We start from the raw sequence: 18,723 nt of genomic DNA, 5'->3' as shown, positions 1-18,723 counted from the left end.
GCGCGGCCGGTCGGCTTTCGCACTCCCCGCGGCACGCATCCTGGGCGCGCGGGGACTCAAGGACCGGGAGCAGTACGTGAACGACGACTTCGAGAACGCCGACATCGGCACCGGGGGCGAGACCGCCCCGCTGCCGGTGGTGGCCGTGGTGGGCCGCCCCAACGTGGGCAAGTCCAGTCTCGTCAACCGCATCATCGGCCGCCGCGAGGCCGTGGTCGAGGACGTGCCGGGGGTGACCCGGGACCGGGTCGCCTACGACGCCGAGTGGCAGAGCACCCAGTTCACCCTGGTGGACACCGGCGGCTGGGAGACCAGCGTCAGCGGGCTGGCCGCGATGGTCGCCCGCCAGGCCGAATACGCGGCGCAGACCGCCGACGTGGTCCTGTTCGTGGTGGACGCCACGGTCGGCATCACCGACGCCGACGAGGCCGTCACCCGCGTGCTGCGCGCCACCAACCGGCCCGTGGTGCTGGCGGCCAACAAGGTCGACGGCAGCATGCAGGAGTCCGACGCGCTGGAGCTGTGGAACCTGGGCGTGGGCGAGCCCTACCCCATCAGCGCCCTGCACGGCCGCGGCACCGGCGACCTGCTGGACGCCGTCGTGGCGGCCTTCCCCGAGCAGGCCCGGGAGGCCGAGGCGCCCGAGACCGAGGACGGCCCGCCGCGGGTGGCCCTGCTGGGGCGCCCGAACGTGGGCAAGTCCAGCCTCCTCAACCGGCTCGCCGGCGAGGACCGCGTGGTCGTGGACTCGGTGGCGGGCACCACCCGCGACGCCGTCGACGAGCTGATCGAGCTGGGCGGCAAGACCTGGAAGTTCATCGACACCGCCGGCATCCGCCGCCGGTTCCGCGCCCTCCAGGGCGCCGACTACTACGCCACCATGCGCACCGGCACCGCCCTGGAGCGGGCCGAGGTCGCGGTGGTCCTGATGGACGTCAGCGAGCCGCTGGCCGAGCAGGACATCCGCGTGGTCGAGCAGGTGGTGGAGGCCGGCCGCGGCCTGGTGCTGGCGTTCAACAAGTGGGACATCCTCGACGAGGAGCGCCGGATCTACCTGGAGAAGGAGATCGACCGCCAGCTGGCGCGGGTCGCCTGGGCGCCCCGGGTGAACATCTCCGCCCGGACCGGCCGCCACATGGAGAAGCTGGTCCCGGCGATCGAGACGAGCCTGGCCGGCTGGTCCCAGCGCATCCCGACGGGGCAGCTGAACAACTGGCTCAAGGAGCTGGTGGCGGCGACCCCGCCGCCGGTGCGCGGAGGCAAGCAGCCCAAGATCCTGTTCGCGACGCAGGCGGGGGCGAAGCCGCCGCAGTTCGTGCTGTTCACCACCGGGTTCCTGGAGGACAACTACCGGCGGTTCATCGAGCGGCGCCTGCGCGAGGACTTCGGGTTCGAGGGCTCGCCGATCCACATCAGCATGCGGATCCGGGAGAAGAAGGGCGGGCCCGTGGGCAAGGCGTCCAAGGGCAGTGTGCGCCCGGACCGCCAGCGCCGCCGCCGCTGACCGCGCACGGGCGCGGCCCGGACGCCGAAGGGGGCGCCTCCCGGCAGGGAGGCGCCCCCTTCGCCTGTCCGCGGCTCAGGACTCGGAGGGCAGCCTGCGCACGTTGCTGGGCGGCACGTGGGGCCCGCTCTCGCCGGTGGGGCGCGGGTAGGGCAGCCGGGTGCCGCCCGGGGTGTGCTCGGGCACGGGGATGGCGGGCGCGCCCGGCAGCGGGCGCCCGGCGCTCTCCTTCATCCGCCACACCACGACCAGGCCGACGGCGCCGGCCGCCATCACCGGCCAGGCGGGCGAGTAGAGGTTGCCGGTGGACTGCACCAGCGACTCGGCCACCAGCGGGGTGGTGCCGCCGAACAGCGCCACCGAGATGTTGAAGCTGATCGCCAGCGCGCCGTAGCGGACGCTGGTCGGGAAGAACGCCGGGAGCGTCGCCGGGGCGGCGCCGGAGAAGTGCACCAGGGTGATCGCCAGCACCACGATGCCCAGGGCCACCCCCGCCGGGTTGCCGGTCTGCAGCAGCCAGAACGCGGGCAGGGTGAGCACGATGGAGAACAGGCTGCCCGACAGCAGCACGGGCCTGCGCCCCACCCGGTCGCTGAGCCGCCCGAACCCGGTGACGGCGACCAGCATGAGGACCATCGCGGCCAGGGTGAGCAGCAGGGCCGCGGTCGAGCCGTACCCCAGCTCGGCCTCCAGGTAGGTGGGCATGTACGCCGTCACCATGTAGTTGTTGACGTTGAACACGAGCACCAGGCCGATGCACAGCAGCATGTTCCGCCACTGGCCGACGACGGTCTCGCGCAGCTGCCCCTTGCGGCGGTGCCCCTCGGGGTCCTTGGCGAACCCCTCGGCGTGCTCGGCGCTGTCGGAGAACACCGGTGTCTCCTCCAGCTTGACCCGCAGGTAGAGGCCGACGGCGCCGAGCGGCAGGGCGAGCAGGAAGGGGATGCGCCAGCCCCAGGCGAGCATGGTGTCCGGGCTCAGCAGCAGGGTCAGGACGGTGACGATGGCGGCGCCGCCCACGTACCCGCTGACGGTGCCGAACTCCAGCCAGGAGGAGAGGAAGCCGCGGCGCTTGTCGGGCGCGTACTCGGCGATGAAGGTGGTGGCGCCGCCGTACTCGCCGCCGGTGGAGAAGCCCTGGAGCATGCGGGCGACGAGCAGCAGGACCGGCGCGGCGATGCCGATGGTGGCGGCCGAGGGGATGAGCCCGATGCAGAACGTGCTGACCGCCATGAGCAGCATGGTGAAGGCCAGCACGTGCTTGCGGCCGATCCGGTCGCCCAGCGGGCCGAAGAACAGGCCGCCGAGCGGGCGCACGAGGAAGGCCGCGGCGAACGTGGTGAAGGTGGCGATGAGCTGCACGCCCTGGGACTGCGAGGGGTAGAACACCAGGCCGATGGTGACGGCCAGGTAGCTGTAAACGCCGAAGTCGTACCACTCGGTGGCGTTGCCGATCGCGGCGGCGGTGACGGCCTTGCGGGTGGTGCGGTGCTCGGTGGCCAGCGCCGCCGGCTGCTTCGCGGCCGCCTCGCCCGGCGGATTCCCGGGCTGCTCCCCGGGCCGGTTCTCGCTCACGTGTCCCCCTCCATGAAATCACTCAAAGCAACACGATAGCGACCTTGTGTGATATTGCCTGGATTGTCGGGGTGTTCCGTCCGTGTCGCCCCATGCCTCCGGCGCGGAGGGGCGGTGACGGAGGAGCGGTAACGTGGTCGGTGTCGCCCGGGAGGAGAGGAACATGGACAAGGTCCTGGTCAGCGCCTGCCTGGCGGGCCGCCCGGTCCGCTACGACGGCCGCGCCAAGACCGTCGACGACGCCCTGCTCGACCGCTGGCGCGCCGAGGGGCGCATGGTGGTGCACTGCCCCGAGGTGGCGGGCGGGCTGCCCGTGCCGCGGCCGCCCGCCGAGATCGAGCCCGGGGCCACCGCCGCCGACGTGCTCGACGGCGGGGCCCGCATCCTCACCCCCGACGGCGACGACGTCACCGCGTACTTCGTCGCGGGGGCCCGCGCCGCCCTGGCCTTCGCACGCGAGCGCGGGGCGACCGTGGCCGTTCTGAAGGAGTCCAGCCCCTCCTGCGGGCTCCACGAGGTCTACGACGGCACCTTCACCGGGCGGAAGCGCGTCGGGCGCGGGGTCACCGCCCACCTGCTGGCCGGGAACGGCGTCGCGGTCTTCAACGAGCACGGGCTCGCCGCCGCCGACGCCCGCCTGCGGGGCGCCGGCGACGGCCGGGCTCAGGAGCGCACGACCTCGTAGCGGGCGCAGGCGAAGGCCCCCGTCCGGTGCACGTCCAGCGGCCGGAGGTCCACCCGGCCCGCCAGCAGCGGGGCGCCCGACCCCAGCGTGACCGGGGCGATGGACACGATCACCTCGTCCAGCAGGCCCAGCCGGGCCAGGTCCGCGGCGATCCGGCCGCCGCCGAGCAGCCACAGGTCCTTGCCCCCGGCCGACTCCACCACCTTCGCGTGCAGGGCCCGCAGCTCGTCGTCGGAGTCGGCGGCCGCGAACCGGATGTCGTTCGCGCCCTTGAACGGCGGCAGCTCCCGGTGGGTCAGCACCCAGGACGGCATGTCGTAGGCCCAGTCCTTGTCGCCCTCGTGCCGGTGCACCCACTCGTAGGTCGTGGCCCCCATGAGGACGGCGCCGACCCCCTTCATGAACTCCTCGACCTCGCTCTCTGCGCTCTCGCCCTGCGCCACGCCCTCGGCCTCCGCGGCGAACAGCCACTCCAGCGAATGGTCCTCCGTGGCGAGGAAGCCGTCCAGGCTCGTCGCGGTGTTGTAGACGGTCCGGGTCATGATGTGCCTCCGTATCGGTCCTGCAACCACTCGATGGGATCCCCGTGGTCCACCTCCACCCCCTCGGCGCGCAGCATGTGCCGCACCAGCTGCCTGCGGTGCGCCGCGTACGTCAGGACGTGCGCGACCACCGACCCCAGCACGAAGCTCTCCGGCGGATCGCACAGGGCGTCGACCAGGCGGTCGCCCCAGGCGCCGCGGCGGCCGATGCCCTCGACCGTCGCCACCCAGTGCGGGCCGATCACCCGGTGCCGCTCGGCGAGCTCCTCCAGGCCGTCGCCGCCGCGCTCGGGGAAGTCCGTGCCGTCGACGGACGCGCACCACACCTCCTTGGCCCACACCAGGTGGTCCAGGACGGCGGCGATCGACTCCTCGGGCCCGTCCCAGGTGAGGACGGTCCATCCGGGGGCGTGCACCCTGCGGTAGGCCTCCTCCGACAGCCCGGAGGCCGCCTCGATCAGCCGACCGGTGTCGGCGATGTCGTGGTGGACCTGCAGGGACACGACGTCCATCGCGGGGCGCTCCTGGGGTGGCGACTCGATCCACAGGTGGATCGGGGGGTGGAAGTGGATGCCGTTCGGCGCGGGCAGCCAGGTGCCGCTGCCGGAGGTGGTCGCCCCCGGCGGGTGCCCGAAGGCCCGCCCGAACGCGCGGATGAACCCCTCCACCGACCGGTAGCCCGCGGCGAACGCGGCGTCGGTGACGCTGGACCCCTGCCGGATCTGCCAGGCGGCCCGCTCCAGCAGCACCCGGCGGCGCAGCGCCACGGGTGACTCCCCGGTGTCGCGGCTCAGCCGCCGGGAGAAGTGGAACGGCGAGCTGTAGGCCCGCTCGGCCATGGCGGCCAAGGCGGTGCCCTCACCGCCGTCCTCGTCAGCCAGGACCGCGTCGAGGAGCTCGCGGAGCCGGTCCCGGCCGGTGGTGGGTTCGGTCATGGGACCAGTATGTTCGGGCGGCCCCGGGCGGCGCTTGACCGTTCTTGCGCACCCGTGTCGGGGCGGGCCCGCGCGGGCGGTGGGCGGCCGCGCCGCCGCGGCGTAGGGTGTGCCGCATCCGGCCGGGGGCACCGGGCCTTCGGCCCCGCGGAGGAGCGGAGGGCACATGCGACTGGTCTGCGTACTCGACACCGGCGACCTGCGGGCCGCGGCCGACTTCTGGTGCGCCGTGCTCGGCTTCGAGCGGGAGGAGGCGCAGCACGGCCCGTACCTGGCGCTGCGCGACCCGGGCGGGCGGTGGCCCGACCTGCTGCTGCAACAGGTGCCCGAGCCCAAGGCGGGCAAGAACCGGATGCACCTGGACATGGTCGTCCACGACGTGGAGGCCGAGATCGCGCGGGTCCGCGCCCTGGGCGCGCGGGTGCTGCGGCCCGTCTTCGAGGAGGACGGTCACCTGCTGGCGGTCCTGGCCGACCCCGAGGGCAACGAGTTCTGCCTGGTCGAGCGGCTCGACGGCACCCTGGGCGGATGACCGGCCCGGGAGGCGGGGCCGCGTGTGTGCGTTCCGGGCCCGGGGGTAGCGGACCCGTCGAGGGGACCGGCCGGGAGGAGACGCCATGAGCGGGCGTGAAGTGACGGTGCACACCGCGGACGCCGCACTCGACGGGGACCTGGACCTGCCGCCCGCCGCCGTCGGCGCGGTGGCCTTCGCCCACGGCAGCGGCAGCTCCCGGCGCAGCCCCCGCAACCGGGCCGTCGCCGCCGTCCTGCGGGACGAGGGGATCGCGACGCTGCTGTTCGACCTGCTCACCCCCGAGGAGGAGCGCGTCGACCGGGCCACGGCCGGGCTGCGCTTCGACATCGGTCTGCTCACCGGGCGCCTCACGGGCGCGGTGGACCGGCTGGCGGAGTGGGAGGGCACGGCGGGGCTGCCGGTCGGGCTGTTCGGCGCCAGCACGGGGGCCGCCGCGGCCCTGCGGTGCGCGGCCGAGCGCCCCGGACGGGTGGCCGCCGTGGTCTCCCGCGGCGGCCGCCCCGACCTGGCCGGCGAGGAGGCGCTGCGGCGGGTGCGCGCCCCGGTCCTGTTCGTCGTCGGCGGCGCGGACACGCGTGTGCTGGAACTCAACGAGCGCGCCCTCGGCGAACTCGGCGGGCCCGGCCGGATCCACGTGGTCCCCGGCGCCGGGCACCTGTTCGAGGAGGAGGGCGCCCTGGAGGAGGCGGCCCGCGCCGCCTCCGCCTGGTTCGCCCGCGCGATGGGCGGACGCGGGGAATGAGGGGGGTGCGGCGCCGCGCACCCGCAATTGCGGTGCGGAGGGTCCGGTGGATGCGATAGAGTCTTTCCCGTCGGCGAGGCCAGCGGCCTGGCCCGACGGGACGTAGCGCAGTTTGGCAGCGCACTTGACTGGGGGTCAAGGGGTCGTGGGTTCAAATCCCGCCGTCCCGACAGGCGAAGGGCGTTCACGCGAGTGAACGCCCTTCTTCGTGTTCCGGGCGTGTGTCCGACGCGCGGGCCGGGGCGCTGGCGCCCCGGCCGGTCACAGGGAGCCGGCCAGCTCCCGGCAGGCCCGGGCGCAGCGGCGGCACGCCTCGGCGCACACCCGGCAGTGCTCGTGCATGGAGGCGTGCCGTTCGCACTCGTCGGCGCAGCTCTCGCAGGCCAGCGCGCAGGCCTCCAGCACCGCGCGGGCGACGTCGGCGTCGTGGCCGGTGCGGCGCGAGATCACCCGACCGGTGGTCTCGCACAGGTCGGCGCAGTCGAGGTCGGTGCGCACGCACGTGACCAGCTCCGCGACCGCCTCCTCGCCCAGGCAGGCGTCCGCGCAGGCGGTACAGGCCTGGGCGCATTCGAAGCACGCCTCGATGCACACCCGCAGCTTCTCGCCGTCCACCCCGCCCGGACCCCCGGGGTGGCTCTCCAGCATCCGACCCGCCGTACTCATGACGCCTCCTGGCACAGTGGGGCTCCGGCCCGGACGCCGGACCCCGTCCTGTTCGCCACTGACCGCCGGACGCGGCGGTAAACGCCGCGTCCCAGGTCAGGGGGTCGTGCTCCCTACGGGGCCCACATGTCCACGAAGGTGAGCACCCGGTCCAGGCGCAGGGCGGCCAGGTCCCGGCGCAGGACCAGCCAGTGGACCACGAGCCCGTCCAGCCCGACCTCGTCCAGGGCGTCGTCGCCGCAGCGCCAGGTGGCCAGCAGCGTCCAGTCGTCGCGGCCGCCCGTGCGGGTGCGCTCGGAGCCCTCCTCGTCCGGGTCGTAGCCGCGGAGGCCCTCCAGGGGGTCGATGTCGGGGACCAGAGGGTGGCCGCCCAGCTGTAGGCGCCAGTCGCCGCCGCCGTCACCGCCCGCGGCCTGCCACGCCTCGGACAGCCTGTAGGTCCGCTCGTACTCGTCCTGGGGCGGGGGATCCCCGTACTGACTCCTGGTGAAGCTCCCGGACTCCTGGGCGCTGGACGCGTACGCCACCGTGCGCAGCTCCCGCCCGGGGAAGAGCTCCCTGCCCTCGCCGTCGGGGAGCTCGGCCGTCGCCGTCCCGGCGGGGACGTACCGCACCACGTCCTCGCGGCGCCCCGTGAAGTCGATGTCCGGCACGGCGAAGAACAGCAGGTGGCCGTCGGCGGGCAGCGGCAGGTCGGTGGCGTCCGCGCGCAGGAGGGCGCAGTCGACGGAGGCGACGAAGCCGTGCGGGGGCACGGGCGCCCCGTGCGGCAGCCGCGGCCGCCCGCCCAGGCGGGCCGCCACCGGTCCGTCGCCGCCGTCCGCCAGGTACGCCGCGTGCCGGAGGGACCGCACCCACCTCTCCGCGGCGTCCGGCGGCAGGCCCCGCTCCGCTGCTCCGGCGCGGAAACGCCGCACCCTGTCCACGGTCTCGTCCGTTCCGTTCGTCACGCGGACACCGTAGACCCTGCGGCGGACGTTCCCGCCCCCGGTCCGGGCGGGCGGCGCCGCCGCCACGGCACCGCTCGCCCGGGCCTCGGGGTCAGGGCTTGCGGCCGACGCCGCCGTACTGGTCCAGGCCGCGCTTGGTGTGGGCCTCCAGGGGCGCCGGGCGCCACCGGGGGCAGGGCACCACACCGGGTTCGAGCAGCTCCAGGCCCTCGAACCGGGCGGCGATGAACTCCGGGCTGCGCAGCAGGTACGGGACGTCGCCCTGCTCGTTGCCGGCCTCGATGGCCCTGTTGTAGGCCTCGCTGGTGTTGGCGCCGTCGTAGCTGGCCAGGTAGCTGCCGGAGGGCAGGGCGTCCAGCAGGCGGCGCACGATCGGCTGGACGTCGTCCTCGGGGATGTGGCCCAGGATCCCCATGAGCATGAGCGCGACGGGCTGGTCGAAGTCCAGGGTCTTGGCGGCGCGCTCCAGGATCGTGTCGGGGTCGCGCAGGTCGGCGTCGATGTAGTCGGTGGCCCCCTCGGGGGTGCCGACCAGCAGGGCGCGCGCGTGCGCGAGCACGAGGGGGTCGTTGTCCACGTAGACCACCCGGCACTCCGGGGCGATCGACTGGGCGACCTCGTGGGTGTTGTCGGCGGTGGGCATCCCGGTGCCGATGTCGAGGAACTGGCGGATGCCCACGTCCCGCGTCAGGTGGGTGACGACGCGGATGAGGAACTTCCGGCTGGTGCGGGCCAGGTCCACGATCTCCGGGAAGCCCTCGGCCACCGCGTCGCCCGCGATCCGGTCGATCGGGTAGTGGTCCTTGCCGCCCATCCAGTAGTTCCAGATCCGGGCCGAGTGGGTCCGGGTGGTGTCGATGGCCGGGGGGCGGTCGTCGGAGCCCGCGGGGGAGGACGGGGACGGGGCGTCGGTCATGGGGCAACCACCTCGGTGCGCAGGGGGCCGCCGCGGAGGCGGGCCGTCGGCGTCCGAACGCCGCAAAGCCCGGCCACGGCGGGGTTCTCGTTCGCCCCCACACTAGACGACACCGCACCCGCCGGATCCGCCGCGCCGCCCGCGGAACACGTGGGGCCCGGTCGCCGAGCACTTGACCCCGACGCGGCGTCAGGGCGCACCATGGCGGCATGACGAGGAGAGAAGCGGGGTCCCCGCTGTCGGACGACGACAAGCGCGAGGTCTGGGGCGGTTTCGCGGACCGCGAGGAGGAGTACCTCGACGAGGTCGAACACCGGTGGGGCGGCACCGAGGCGTACGCCGACTCCGCCCGGCGCGTCGCCGGGTACGGCCGGGCCGAGTGGGAGCGGATCAACCGGGACAACGCGGCCATCGAGGCGAGGATCCGCGAACTGATGGCCGCCGGCGCGGACCCGCGCGGCACGGAGGCGATGGACGTCGCGGAGGCGTCCCGGCTCCACGTGTCGCGGTGGTTCTACGCGATGGACCACGGGTTCCACGTGACCAAGAGCGAGCTCTACGTCCAGGACGAGAGGTACCGGCAGGGCATCGAGGAGAACACCGCCCCCGGCGCCGCGGAGTGGCTGCGGGCCGCGATCGTCGCGAACGCGGAGCGGGCCCGGCGGCGGGAACGGGCGCGGGAAGGGGGCTGAGCCGGTCCGGCCCCGGGGTGCCGTCGGCCGGCGGCGGGTCAGGAGGGCAGGGCCACCTCGCGCAGCGGGTCGCCGCCGTCGATGAGCAGCACGCCTCCCGGCACGAGGGCGCGGGCGAGCCGTTCGAGCGCGAGCGCGCCGGCGCGGGGGTGGCGCCCGTCGAACGCGCCCACCCGGACGGCGAAGGCGAGGTCGTAGGGCTCCTCGCCCTCGGCGAGCTCCAGTTGCTCGGCGGTGCCCTGCCGGGCGGTGAGCAGGCCCGCCGCGATCAGGTCCGGCGCCGAGCGGGTGAGCTGCGCGATCGCGGCGGCGGAGCGGTCGACCGCGAGCACGTGGCCGTCCGGGCCGACCCGGTGCGCGACCTCGCGCGCCGCGGCGCCCGGGCCGCAGCCGATCTCGATCACGCGCAGACCGGGACGCAGCGGGAGGGCGTCGACGACCGCCCGCAGCCGTGGGGACAAGGCGCTCATGCGGACATGGTAGGCGGACGGCGGCCGCCGCGGCGGGTTCCGCCGTGCAGGGTTCCTCTGCCCCGCCGTCCCGCCGTGCCGGGCTCCTCCGCCCCGCGTCCCGCCGTGCCGCGGTCGGCACGGCGGGACGCCCGGGAACCGCCGGTCGGGGGCTAGCGGGTCGGGGGGACGGCGGGGACGAGGAGCTCGACGTTGCGGTCGCGGGCCGAGCCCAGGTTCGCGCCGTCGGCGTAGGGGTCGTTGACCGACAGCTCCCGGTACAGCGAGGCCAGGCCGTCCGCCGAGAAGTCGCCGTGCTCCACCCGGTAGGGGCTGTCCGCCTCGATGAGCGTGGTGAACAGCGACACCGTGCCGTCGGCGTTGTCCACGATCTCGATGCAGCGGGCCAGCTGCGGGTGGTCGATGTGCGAGGCGGTGTTGATCTCCCAGAACCCGCACTCGGGGCGGTCGGCGGTGTGCGCCCGCACGGTGTTGCGGTGGGTGTGCCCGTTCACCCAGGCCAGGACGTTGGGGTACCGCTTGAGCAGCGACACCAGCACCCCGCCCGTGTAGCGCAGCTCGGCGGGGCGGCGCCGGTCCGGCAGCGGGTTGTCCATGGTGTCGCTGGTGTGGTGGCTGAACAGTACGAACAGCTCGCCGGTCACCTGCTGGGAGCGCCGCCGCCCGAGGAGGTCGTAGTAGACCGGGCTGCCCGCGCGCAGGGTGTTCTCCAGCCAGCGGTACTGGGTGTGCCCGATCGAGCCGTTGGCCAGCCCGGCGAGGGTGGTGGTGTCGAGGCTGATCCCGGTCACGCCCTCGGCGATGGTGAACGTGTAGAAGCAGTCCACCCCGTCGGCGTTCTCCTCGGTGAAGCCGTGGCCGACCGGCCCGGGGCCGGTGTTGGCCCCGTCGCGGTGGGCGGCGACGAACCCGGCCGTGTCGAAGGGGGCGCGGCGCTCGTCGGCCGTGACGGTGGAGACGATCGACCCGGCCGCGGTCGCCGCCCCCGGCTCGGCCAGCCCCTCGACGGCGGCGGGCAGTTCGCCGACGCTGTCGGCCTCGGTCATGGCCTCGGCGGTGCGGGCGGCGGCCCGGTCGTCGGTGTACATGATCTTGCGGTCGCCGGTGAAGCACTCGGTCAGGGTCCCGGCGGGCAGGGATCCGGCCGGGGTGTCGTCGTGGTTGCCGATGGTGCAGTACCAGGGGACGTCGAGCCCGGGGGCGCGGAACCCGGCCCGGGCGGCGGCCAGGAACCCGGGCAGGACGGGGAAGCCGTGGTCGGCCTTGTAGCGGTCGGCGAGGTCGCGCTCGGGGTGCCAGTACAGCTCGGACCCGCTGTCCTGGACGCCCTCGTAGCGGCTCGGGTCGCCGGTGTCGGGGGTGAGGTCTCCGCCGTTGAACACGGCCATGAGCCAGTCGAGTTCGATCAGCTCGTGGTTGTCGGTGTTGTCGCCGGTGGTCATGACGAAGTCGAAGGGGCGCCCGGTGATCGGCCCGACCCGCAGGGAGTTCACCCGGGAGACCAGCGCGGAGGCGCCGACGGCGGACAGGGTCTCCTGCGGGCGGTGGGCGCTGGAGCCGAGCAGGGGGTGGGTGTACTCGAAGCGGACCGGGCTCTGGGCGTCCACGATGTGCAGGTCGGTGAACTGGACGAACGCGGCCAGGGGGACGCGCCGGTCGTCGCGGCCGGACCAGGCCGGGACGAGGTCCTCGCGGACCTCCAGCGGCCAGCCGGGGCCCGCGGACAGGAGGCGGTAGCCGTCGCCGACGGCCGCGGCGGCCTGGACCAGGGTGGTGCCCTCGGGGGCGGCGGCCCGGGCCAGGCTCCGGCGGACGAGTCGGTCGAGGGAGGCGGCGTCGAGTGCGTGCGCGGGGGCGGTGGGCAGGGCGGCCAGGCCCAGCCCGGCTGCGGTCCCCAGGAGGCCGCTCCCCAGGAGGAAGCGGCGGCGGTCGAGGGAGGCCATGGGCACGGTGTCCTTTCGGCCCGGGGGGCGGGCCTTGCGGGGGACGGGGCGTCGTCATTGAAGACCGGGACCGGCCCGTTGGCAACGGGGGTGCGGGCGGGGACCCGCACCCCCGCGGGGAGGGGCGCGGGGCCGGTGGGTACGATTCCCGGTTCGGCTCCGGATCGGGAACGCTCGGTGACGGAGCGCCGACCCCGCGTGTGTCCCGGCCGGTCACCGCGGTGTCGGAGCCCGGTGGCCGGCCGTTCGCGGCGGCCTCGGTGAACCGTCATAAAGGTGAGGGTTTTTCATATCTGGCCGGATGCGGACACCGCCGCCGCCCCGGCGGGGGAGCCGGACCGCCGGGAGGCCAGGACCGCGGGCGCCATCGCGAGCAGGGCGAGCAGCGCGAGCGCGGCGCCGATCCACAGGGGCGCGCGCAGCCCGAAGGCCGCGATGCCCTCCCCGCCCGCCCAGGAGCCGACCACCACGCCCAGGGTGATGAACGAGCTGTGCGCGGTGTTGACCATGGTCCCGGCCCCGCCCACCCGCTGCACGCGGGTGACCATCGCCGGGTTGAGGGTGATGCCGACCAGGCCGATGCCCGCCATGGCGATCAGCGCCGGGACCGGGGACGCGGCGAACAGGGCGAACCCGGTCAGGAACACGGTGTTGAGGGCCAGCCCCGCCACGATGGCGGCGACCGCGTGGGAGGAGGCCAGCCGGCCCACCACGGCGGTGCCCGCGACCGTGGCCGCGCCGTAGCCGAACAGCAGCAGCGGGACCAGCTCCCGGGGCAGGCCGGTGACCTCGGTGAGGATCGGGGTGAAGTAGCTGAACGCGCTGAAGGTCGCGCCGATGATCAGGGTGGAGGTGGCCATGGCCGCCCACAGGCGGGGGTCGCGGAACGCGGCGGCCTCGCCGGCCCCGGTCCCCTTCGCGATCCCGGCGCCGTCCACGCCGTCCCCGGCGTCGACCCCGCCGCCGTGCCCGCGGCCGGCCGCGGTCGGCTCCAGCCGGGGCAGGTAGCGGGCGGTGGCCGCGGCCACCGCGACGGTGAGGACGCCGACGGCGGCGAAGGCGGCCCGCCAGCCGAGCCATCCGCCCAGGAGCGTCGACAGCGGGAGCCCCAGCAGGGTGCCCACCATCACCCCCTGCAGGGCCGTGCCGACGGCGCGACCGCGCAGGTGAGCGGGGACCAGGCGGGAGGCGGTGGACACCGCCACCCCGAAGAAGCCGCCGGCGGCCGCCCCGGTGAGGACCCGGGCGACGAACACGGCGGGATAGGACCAGGCGAGGGCGGCCAGGGCGTTGCCCAGGAGGAAGACGGCGAACAGCGCCAGCAGGGCGCGGTCGGGGCGCAGGCGGCGCACCGCCAGGGCGGCGGCCGGGCCGCCCAGGGCCATGGCCAGGGCGAACGCGGTGATGAGGTGGCCGATGCGGGTGACACTGGTCCCCAGGTCCTCGGCCATCTGCGGCATGAGGCCGCCGACCAGGAACTCGCTGGTGACCATGGTGAACAGGCCGAGTGCCAGGAGGGGCACGGCAGGGGGCACGGGGGCTCTCCTTTGGGTTTTTGTACTGATCGTTTCAAAATCGGGGTGTGCGAAGCCCGGCCGGAAGGGGCAGGGCTCAGGCCCGCAGCGCCTCGACCGCGGTCCCGGCGACGGACTCCAGGACCTCCCGCCGGGCGCCGGACTGCCCGGCCACCCGGATGCCGGAGATCACCGAGACGATGTACCAGGCCGTCGCCTCGGGCTCGCGGTCCGGGTGGACCGACCCGTCGGCGCGGCCCGCCAGGACGGCCGTGCGCAGCGACGCCAGGCGCCGGTCGCGGTCGGTGCCGAGCAGCCGGGCGACCGCCGGGTCGTGCGCGGCGAACGACGTGGTCGTGTTGACCACGAAGCAGCCCGACCCGGGGCCCTCCTCCCGGATCCGCACCGCGTCGTCCACGATGCGGGCGAGCAGCGCCCGGATGCGGTCCAGGCCGCTGAGGCCGTCGTCGTCCAGGAGTTCCACCTGGCCGTCGGTGGTGTCCTCGGTGTACCGCGCCAGGGCCCTGAGGAACAGGTGCTCCTTGGACCGGAACGTGTTGTACAGGCTGGAGCGGTTCAGTCCGGTGGCCGCGCACAGGTCGGCCGTGGAGGTCCCGTCGAACCCCTTCTCCCAGAACACGTCGCGGGCGGCCCTGACCACCTGCTCCTCGTCGAACCCCCGTGGTCTTCCCATGGACGCCACGCTACCCGGTTGTGGAACGTTCGGACCAGAACCGGTGCGCGGGTCCGGGGAGGAAGGGGCGGGGAGGGGCGGGCCGGACGGTGGGCTGCGGGGGCGGCGGGTCGGCGGGTTCAGGTGTCGGACCCCCCGTCCACGCCCGGGCGCGCGCCCGTGGCGTACCCCGCCGAGGGCGAGACCGGGCGGGCGGCCGCCTCGGCGATCTCCTCCGGGGCGCCGGACCGGCCCGGCGCGATGCCGCGGCCTCCGCCGGTCACGAGGGTCCGCTTGCCGTCGAGGATGTCGCTCATGTCGTCGGTCGTCCGATCCGTGAAGGGGTGCAGGGGAGGGCGGGGCAGGGCCGTGGGAACGCGGGGGCGATCCGTTTTGAACCGATCGTTTCAATATGAAACCTAGCACGGGTCGCCGGTGGGATGCGGGTGACGTGGCTCACGGGCGGGGTGCCGCAGGGCCAGGGACCGGTGCGGGGGCACGGCGCCGCGCGCCGCCGCAGGCGCCGCCCGGCGCCGGGTCAGCCCTTCCACTCCAGGGCCGACACCACCGTGTACGCGGTCAGGGTGACCACGCTGGCGCCGCAGCGCTCATGGCGTTGCAGGTCGATCAGCGCCGAGGCGACGAGGACGGCGTTGCGGCGCAGCTCGTCTTCGGTCGCGCCCACCGGGATCACCCGGCGCACGTGGTGGCAGCGCGCCCGTCCCGCGTCGTGCACCATCCCCACCACGTAGGTCCGGGCCAGGCGGCGCAGCGCCGCCGGCCGCGGGATCGGGTACCGGTACCGGCAGCGGGCCCGCGTCCCGCCCGGCTCCACCGCCTCCGCCTCGTAGGTGATGGACTCCCAGTCCTCATCCACCTGCCGGACCGCGACGCCCCGGGCCCGCGCCCAGGCCTCGATCTCCGCCCGGTCGTGGACCACCACCGCCTTCACGGCCTCCCCGGCCCCGCCGTCCTCCGACCGCGCCGTCTCCCGGGAGGCGGTCCTGTCGCCGGGGGCGGGCGTCACCGCTCCGCCGTTCACTCGCGAGCCCCCCGTGGGCGGCCGCCGATGCGCATCATCGTCGGTGTTCCTCGAAACCGTCGGTGGGGTCCCGGACCCCCTCCCGGTCCGGGACCCCACCGACGCTAACCCGGTCCGCGCCCCGCAGGGGGTAGGGAATGTGCCCCCTGCCGGGCAAAGACCGGGTCACGGGCGCTCCGGTCGGCGGGGCGGGTGCGGTTCAGGCCGGGACGCCCACCCGGTCGGCCAGTCCGGCCGCCCGCGCGCGGTGCTCGCGCGAGTGCAGGCCCTCCATGATCATGGCGCGGGCGTGCCCGTTGTAGCGGATGGTCTCCGGGGCGATCGCGTGCGCCTGCGCCAGCAGCCGCAGTGCCTCGCCCTCCCGCCCGTCCAGCCGGTACGCCCGGGCCTGCTCGATCCGGTGCCGGGCCCGCCGCGGCCGCGACGGGATGGTGTGCGCCTCCGACCGCAGCGACTGGCGCACCCCCTCGCCGCCGTTGCGCAGCTCCACCGCCACCGTCACCGCGTGCGCGCCCATGACGGCCCGGGAGAACGAGGTGACCGGGTGGTAGAACCCCGCCGGAAGCCGCTCCGCGGCCCGCCGCGCCGTGTCCCACCGGTGCCAGGCCGCGCCGCTCTCGCCGCGCCGGGCGGCGGTGTACCCGGCCTCGAACTGCAGGGAGCCCCACAGCGACCGGAGCTCGTCGGAATCCCGCCGGTCCAGGTGGGCGCCCAGGTGCGCCAGCGCCCCCTCGGCCACCGCGTCCGCGGCGTCCCAGTCGCCGGCGTCGCGGTGCGCCTGGACCATCAGCCAGGCGGCGATGCCCAGGGCGCGCGGGTCGTCGGCCTCGCGCGCGGTCACCACGGCGCGCTCGCACACCCGCCACAGCAGGCTCTGCGCGGGCTGGTAGGCGATGAAGAACTGCGCCAGCGAGTACACCTCGGACAGTACCGCGCGGGCGGCCCGCCGGTGGGACTCGCGGTCCGCCGCGTGCACGGCGGCCTGCGCGTCCTCGATCAGCTCCGGCAGCAGCGCGCCCAGCACCTCGCGGTGGTCGGGGGCCGCGTGCCGGGCCCGCCACGCCCCGCGCAGCCGGGCCCGCAGGTGGGGCAGCCCCGGCACGGGGCGGTCGGCGTCGGGCGCGAAGGCGTTGACCGCCGCCCGCACGGCGGGCAGGCGCCGGTGCCCGGGGCCGCTGAACGGCTCGACCGGGATCGACCCGGCCCCGGTCAGCTCGGCCAGGTCGCGTATCCGCAGGGCGTCCGCCAGCTTGAGCAGCAGCGGCAGCTTGGGGGTGCCCAGGCGGCCGGTCTCCAGGGCCTTCACCCAGGAGGCCGAGCGGCCCACCAGCCCGCCCAGGACTTCGCGGGTCAGCCCTCTGCGGGAGCGGTGGAGCTTGAGGCGGGTGCCGAAGGGGATGTCGGAGCCGGCGGTTTCCTCGATCTCCCCGATGCCGTCGGAGGCCATGCGGAGTCCTTCCCGATACGCCGCCGCGGCGGCCCGTGCCGTCCGCCGGTGCCGCGCCGGCCGTGCCGCGCGGGCGGACGGCACCAGCGTAGGGGCGGCGCGCACGCTCCGGGAGGGTTTCCCCACGATCCGTCGCCGGACCGCCGGAGGGTGGAATCGCGCACCAGGGTGGAATCGCGCACCGGTGGTGCGAAGGCCCGGAACCCCTGAACCCGCACATCGCTACCGCCGACCATCATCACCGCGGCCCGGTGGCGGCGCGCGTCCGTCGCTGCGGTGGTCACCGCCGTGTGCGGGCGGAGCGCACCGCCAGTCCCGCCAGCAGCAGGGCGACGGCGGCACAGGCGTAGCCTGCGGCGGAGACACCCGAGGCGAAGGCCTCCCCGGCCGCGGTGAGCACCGCTCCGGCCGTGTCCGGGGGCAGGCCTGACACCGCCCGCTCGGCGGACACCGCGTTCTCGGCGACGGCCGCGGCCGTCGCCGGGTCCACTTCCGCGGGCAGGAGGGACTCCACCCGGAACCGGTACACGGCCGAGGCCAGACCGCCCATCACCGCGATGCCCAGGGCGACGCCCAGCTCGCCGCCGGTCTCGGAGAGCGCGGCCGCCGACCCCGCGCGTTCCTCGGGGGCCGAGGACACCACCAGGTCGGTGCCCAGCACCGTGGTGGGGCTCACGCCCAGCACCGCCAGCGCGCCCCCGGCCACCAGCGCCCACACCGGCCCACCGGCCGCGGCCTGGGCCAGGACCAGGTGGCCCGCCAGGGAGAGCACCGCGCCGCCCGCGATCACCGGCAGCGGTCCCCAGCGGCCCGCCATGGCGGGGGCGGCCAGCGAACCGCCGATCGCCGCCACCGCCACGGGCGCCGTCAGAAGGCCTGCCACCAGCGGTCCCGCGCCGGCGGACGCCTGTAGGAACGAGGGCACCAGGAAGTTCACCGCGGTTGCGCTGAAAACTCCGAGCAGGAGCAGGACCAGGGCCGTGCGCAGGGCCCTGGAGGCGAACAGCGCCGGGTCCACCAGCGGGGCGGGCACCCGGCGCAGCCGACGCACGAACACCGTTCCGGCGGCCAGGCCCAGCAGCAGGGCGATCGCCCCCGCGGGTTCGGGCCCTTGGGCGACCAGCTCCTTGAGCCCGTACACGAGGGAGATCATCGCGATCACCGACAGGGCGGCCCCCGGCAGGTCGGTCCGGGCAGGGGCGGGGTCGCGGCTCTCGGGAAGCAGCATCCGCCCCAACAGCACCACCGGCACCATCGCCGGCAGGGCGAGCAGAAAGACCGATCCCCAGGGGAGGACCTCCAGCAGGGCCCCGCCGATGAGCGGACCCAGGGCCACACCCACCGAGAAGGTCGTCATCCATACGGCGACGGCGGTGGTGCGCTGGCGGTCGTCACGGAACATCGTGCGGATGAGGGCGAGCGTGGACGGCATCAGGGTGGCCCCGGCGACGCCCAGCACCGCACGGGCGGCGATGAGGGCGATCGGGGAGTCGGCCAGCGCAGCCCACAGGGAGGCGAGCGCGAATGCGGCAGAGCCCAGGAGCAGCAGCCGGCGACGCCCGATGCGGTCGCCGACAGCGCCCATGGTGATGAGGAACCCGGCGATCATGAAGCCGTAGACGTCCATGATCCAAAGCCATTGGTTCGCGTCGGGGGCCAGGTCGGCACCGATGTGCGGAGCGGCCAGGAACAGCACACTCGCGTCCAGGGCGAGCACGAACAGGGGGAGGGTGAGCAGGGCCAGACCCGCCCACTCACGCCGCCCGGCACGGGCGGGCGGGTGGTCGACAGGGGACGGGGGCTCGGCGGTCATGGGGGTTCCTCGCTCTCGGAGGTCCTGAGTGAATACGATACGGTACGGACCGAATCGAAATGAAAGGGTAGGCACTGAA

19 protein-coding genes and 1 tRNA gene are annotated in these 18,723 nt (G+C 75.0%); 6 read left to right on the top strand and 14 right to left on the bottom strand.

Annotation, left to right across the window (positions count from 1 at the left end; genetic code table 11):
• Positions 1–76 precede the first annotated feature (76 nt).
• On the top strand, positions 77–1,504 hold the full coding sequence (der, locus tag ABZ249_RS01915) for a ribosome biogenesis GTPase Der (protein ID WP_220562412.1): 1,428 nt from the start codon (positions 77–79) through the stop codon (positions 1,502–1,504).
• Between the two features lie 75 nt (positions 1,505–1,579).
• Here der and ABZ249_RS01910 read toward each other — a convergent pair whose 3' ends face one another.
• A complete protein-coding gene (locus ABZ249_RS01910) occupies positions 1,580–3,007 on the bottom strand; it encodes an MFS transporter (RefSeq protein WP_355256043.1) in 1,428 nt (475 codons plus the stop codon).
• Positions 3,008–3,242: 235 nt separating this feature from the next.
• On the opposite strand from ABZ249_RS01910, the gene ABZ249_RS01905 reads away from it, so the two are divergent.
• Positions 3,243–3,764, top strand: a complete 522-nt coding sequence (locus tag ABZ249_RS01905; protein ID WP_355256040.1) for a DUF523 domain-containing protein — start codon at positions 3,243–3,245, stop codon at positions 3,762–3,764.
• Here the strand turns inward: ABZ249_RS01905 and ABZ249_RS01900 are convergent.
• A complete protein-coding gene (locus tag ABZ249_RS01900) occupies positions 3,743–4,306 on the bottom strand; it encodes a dihydrofolate reductase family protein (protein ID WP_355255894.1) in 564 nt (187 codons plus the stop codon). The genes ABZ249_RS01905 and ABZ249_RS01900 overlap by 22 nt on opposite strands.
• A complete protein-coding gene (locus ABZ249_RS01895) occupies positions 4,303–5,241 on the bottom strand; it encodes a helix-turn-helix domain-containing protein (RefSeq protein WP_220562408.1) in 939 nt (312 codons plus the stop codon). Before ABZ249_RS01895 ends, ABZ249_RS01900 begins: the two co-directional genes overlap by 4 nt.
• Before the next feature lie 166 nt (positions 5,242–5,407).
• On the opposite strand from ABZ249_RS01895, the gene ABZ249_RS01890 reads away from it, so the two are divergent.
• From ABZ249_RS01890 to ABZ249_RS01880, 3 genes are all read left to right on the top strand, one after another.
• Positions 5,408–5,773 (top strand): VOC family protein, encoded by a 366-nt coding sequence (locus tag ABZ249_RS01890; protein WP_355255891.1) that lies wholly within the window; start codon positions 5,408–5,410, stop codon positions 5,771–5,773.
• Positions 5,774–5,858: 85 nt separating this feature from the next.
• Positions 5,859–6,518 carry a dienelactone hydrolase family protein gene (locus tag ABZ249_RS01885; protein WP_355255888.1) on the top strand — a complete coding sequence of 220 codons (660 nt, stop codon included), beginning with the start codon at positions 5,859–5,861 and terminating at the stop codon, positions 6,516–6,518.
• A gap of 96 nt (positions 6,519–6,614) precedes the next feature.
• Positions 6,615–6,688: transfer RNA gene (locus tag ABZ249_RS01880), tRNA-Pro, on the top strand.
• A gap of 91 nt (positions 6,689–6,779) precedes the next feature.
• Here the strand turns inward: ABZ249_RS01880 and ABZ249_RS01875 are convergent.
• From ABZ249_RS01875 to ABZ249_RS01865, 3 genes are all read right to left on the bottom strand, one after another.
• Positions 6,780–7,184, bottom strand: a complete 405-nt coding sequence (locus ABZ249_RS01875) for a four-helix bundle copper-binding protein (RefSeq protein WP_355255885.1) — start codon at positions 7,182–7,184, stop codon at positions 6,780–6,782.
• 113 nt (positions 7,185–7,297) lie between these two features.
• Positions 7,298–8,134 carry a DUF1963 domain-containing protein gene (locus ABZ249_RS01870; protein ID WP_355255882.1) on the bottom strand — a complete coding sequence of 279 codons (837 nt, stop codon included), beginning with the start codon at positions 8,132–8,134 and terminating at the stop codon, positions 7,298–7,300.
• 91 nt (positions 8,135–8,225) lie between these two features.
• Positions 8,226–9,050 (bottom strand): SAM-dependent methyltransferase, encoded by an 825-nt coding sequence (locus ABZ249_RS01865; RefSeq protein ID WP_355255879.1) that lies wholly within the window; start codon positions 9,048–9,050, stop codon positions 8,226–8,228.
• A 209-nt stretch (positions 9,051–9,259) separates the two neighbouring features.
• On the opposite strand from ABZ249_RS01865, the gene ABZ249_RS01860 reads away from it, so the two are divergent.
• A complete protein-coding gene (locus tag ABZ249_RS01860; RefSeq protein ID WP_355255876.1) occupies positions 9,260–9,742 on the top strand; it encodes a TipAS antibiotic-recognition domain-containing protein in 483 nt (160 codons plus the stop codon).
• Positions 9,743–9,780: 38 nt separating this feature from the next.
• On the opposite strand, the gene ABZ249_RS01855 is transcribed toward ABZ249_RS01860, so the two are convergent.
• From ABZ249_RS01855 to ABZ249_RS01820, 8 genes are all read right to left on the bottom strand, one after another.
• Positions 9,781–10,212, bottom strand: coding sequence for a methyltransferase domain-containing protein (locus ABZ249_RS01855; RefSeq protein ID WP_220562397.1), 432 nt, complete (start codon positions 10,210–10,212; stop codon positions 9,781–9,783).
• Between the two features lie 152 nt (positions 10,213–10,364).
• A complete protein-coding gene (locus tag ABZ249_RS01850) occupies positions 10,365–12,155 on the bottom strand; it encodes a TIGR03767 family metallophosphoesterase (protein WP_355255873.1) in 1,791 nt (596 codons plus the stop codon).
• Positions 12,156–12,442: 287 nt separating this feature from the next.
• A complete protein-coding gene (locus ABZ249_RS01845; RefSeq protein WP_355255871.1) occupies positions 12,443–13,690 on the bottom strand; it encodes an MFS transporter in 1,248 nt (415 codons plus the stop codon).
• Positions 13,691–13,766: 76 nt separating this feature from the next.
• Positions 13,767–14,363, bottom strand: coding sequence for a TetR/AcrR family transcriptional regulator (locus ABZ249_RS01840; RefSeq protein ID WP_355255868.1), 597 nt, complete (start codon positions 14,361–14,363; stop codon positions 13,767–13,769).
• Between the two features lie 119 nt (positions 14,364–14,482).
• Positions 14,483–14,659, bottom strand: a complete 177-nt coding sequence (locus ABZ249_RS01835) for a hypothetical protein (protein ID WP_355255865.1) — start codon at positions 14,657–14,659, stop codon at positions 14,483–14,485.
• A 221-nt stretch (positions 14,660–14,880) separates the two neighbouring features.
• Complete coding sequence (locus tag ABZ249_RS01830) at positions 14,881–15,384, bottom strand: hypothetical protein (RefSeq protein WP_355255862.1); 504 nt, start codon at positions 15,382–15,384, stop codon at positions 14,881–14,883.
• Between the two features lie 199 nt (positions 15,385–15,583).
• Positions 15,584–16,831, bottom strand: a complete 1,248-nt coding sequence (locus tag ABZ249_RS01825) for a helix-turn-helix transcriptional regulator (protein ID WP_355255859.1) — start codon at positions 16,829–16,831, stop codon at positions 15,584–15,586.
• Between the two features lie 280 nt (positions 16,832–17,111).
• Positions 17,112–18,644, bottom strand: coding sequence for an MFS transporter (locus tag ABZ249_RS01820; RefSeq protein ID WP_355255856.1), 1,533 nt, complete (start codon positions 18,642–18,644; stop codon positions 17,112–17,114).
• Positions 18,645–18,723 lie beyond the last annotated feature (79 nt).

Origin of the sequence: Nocardiopsis sp. NPDC006139 (assembly GCF_040614155.1) — a bacterium.
Classification (GTDB): domain Bacteria; phylum Actinomycetota; class Actinomycetes; order Streptosporangiales; family Streptosporangiaceae; genus Nocardiopsis; species Nocardiopsis changdeensis.
Note: the sequence above shows the minus strand (reverse complement) of the source record. Positions and strands in the feature narration are given on the sequence as shown.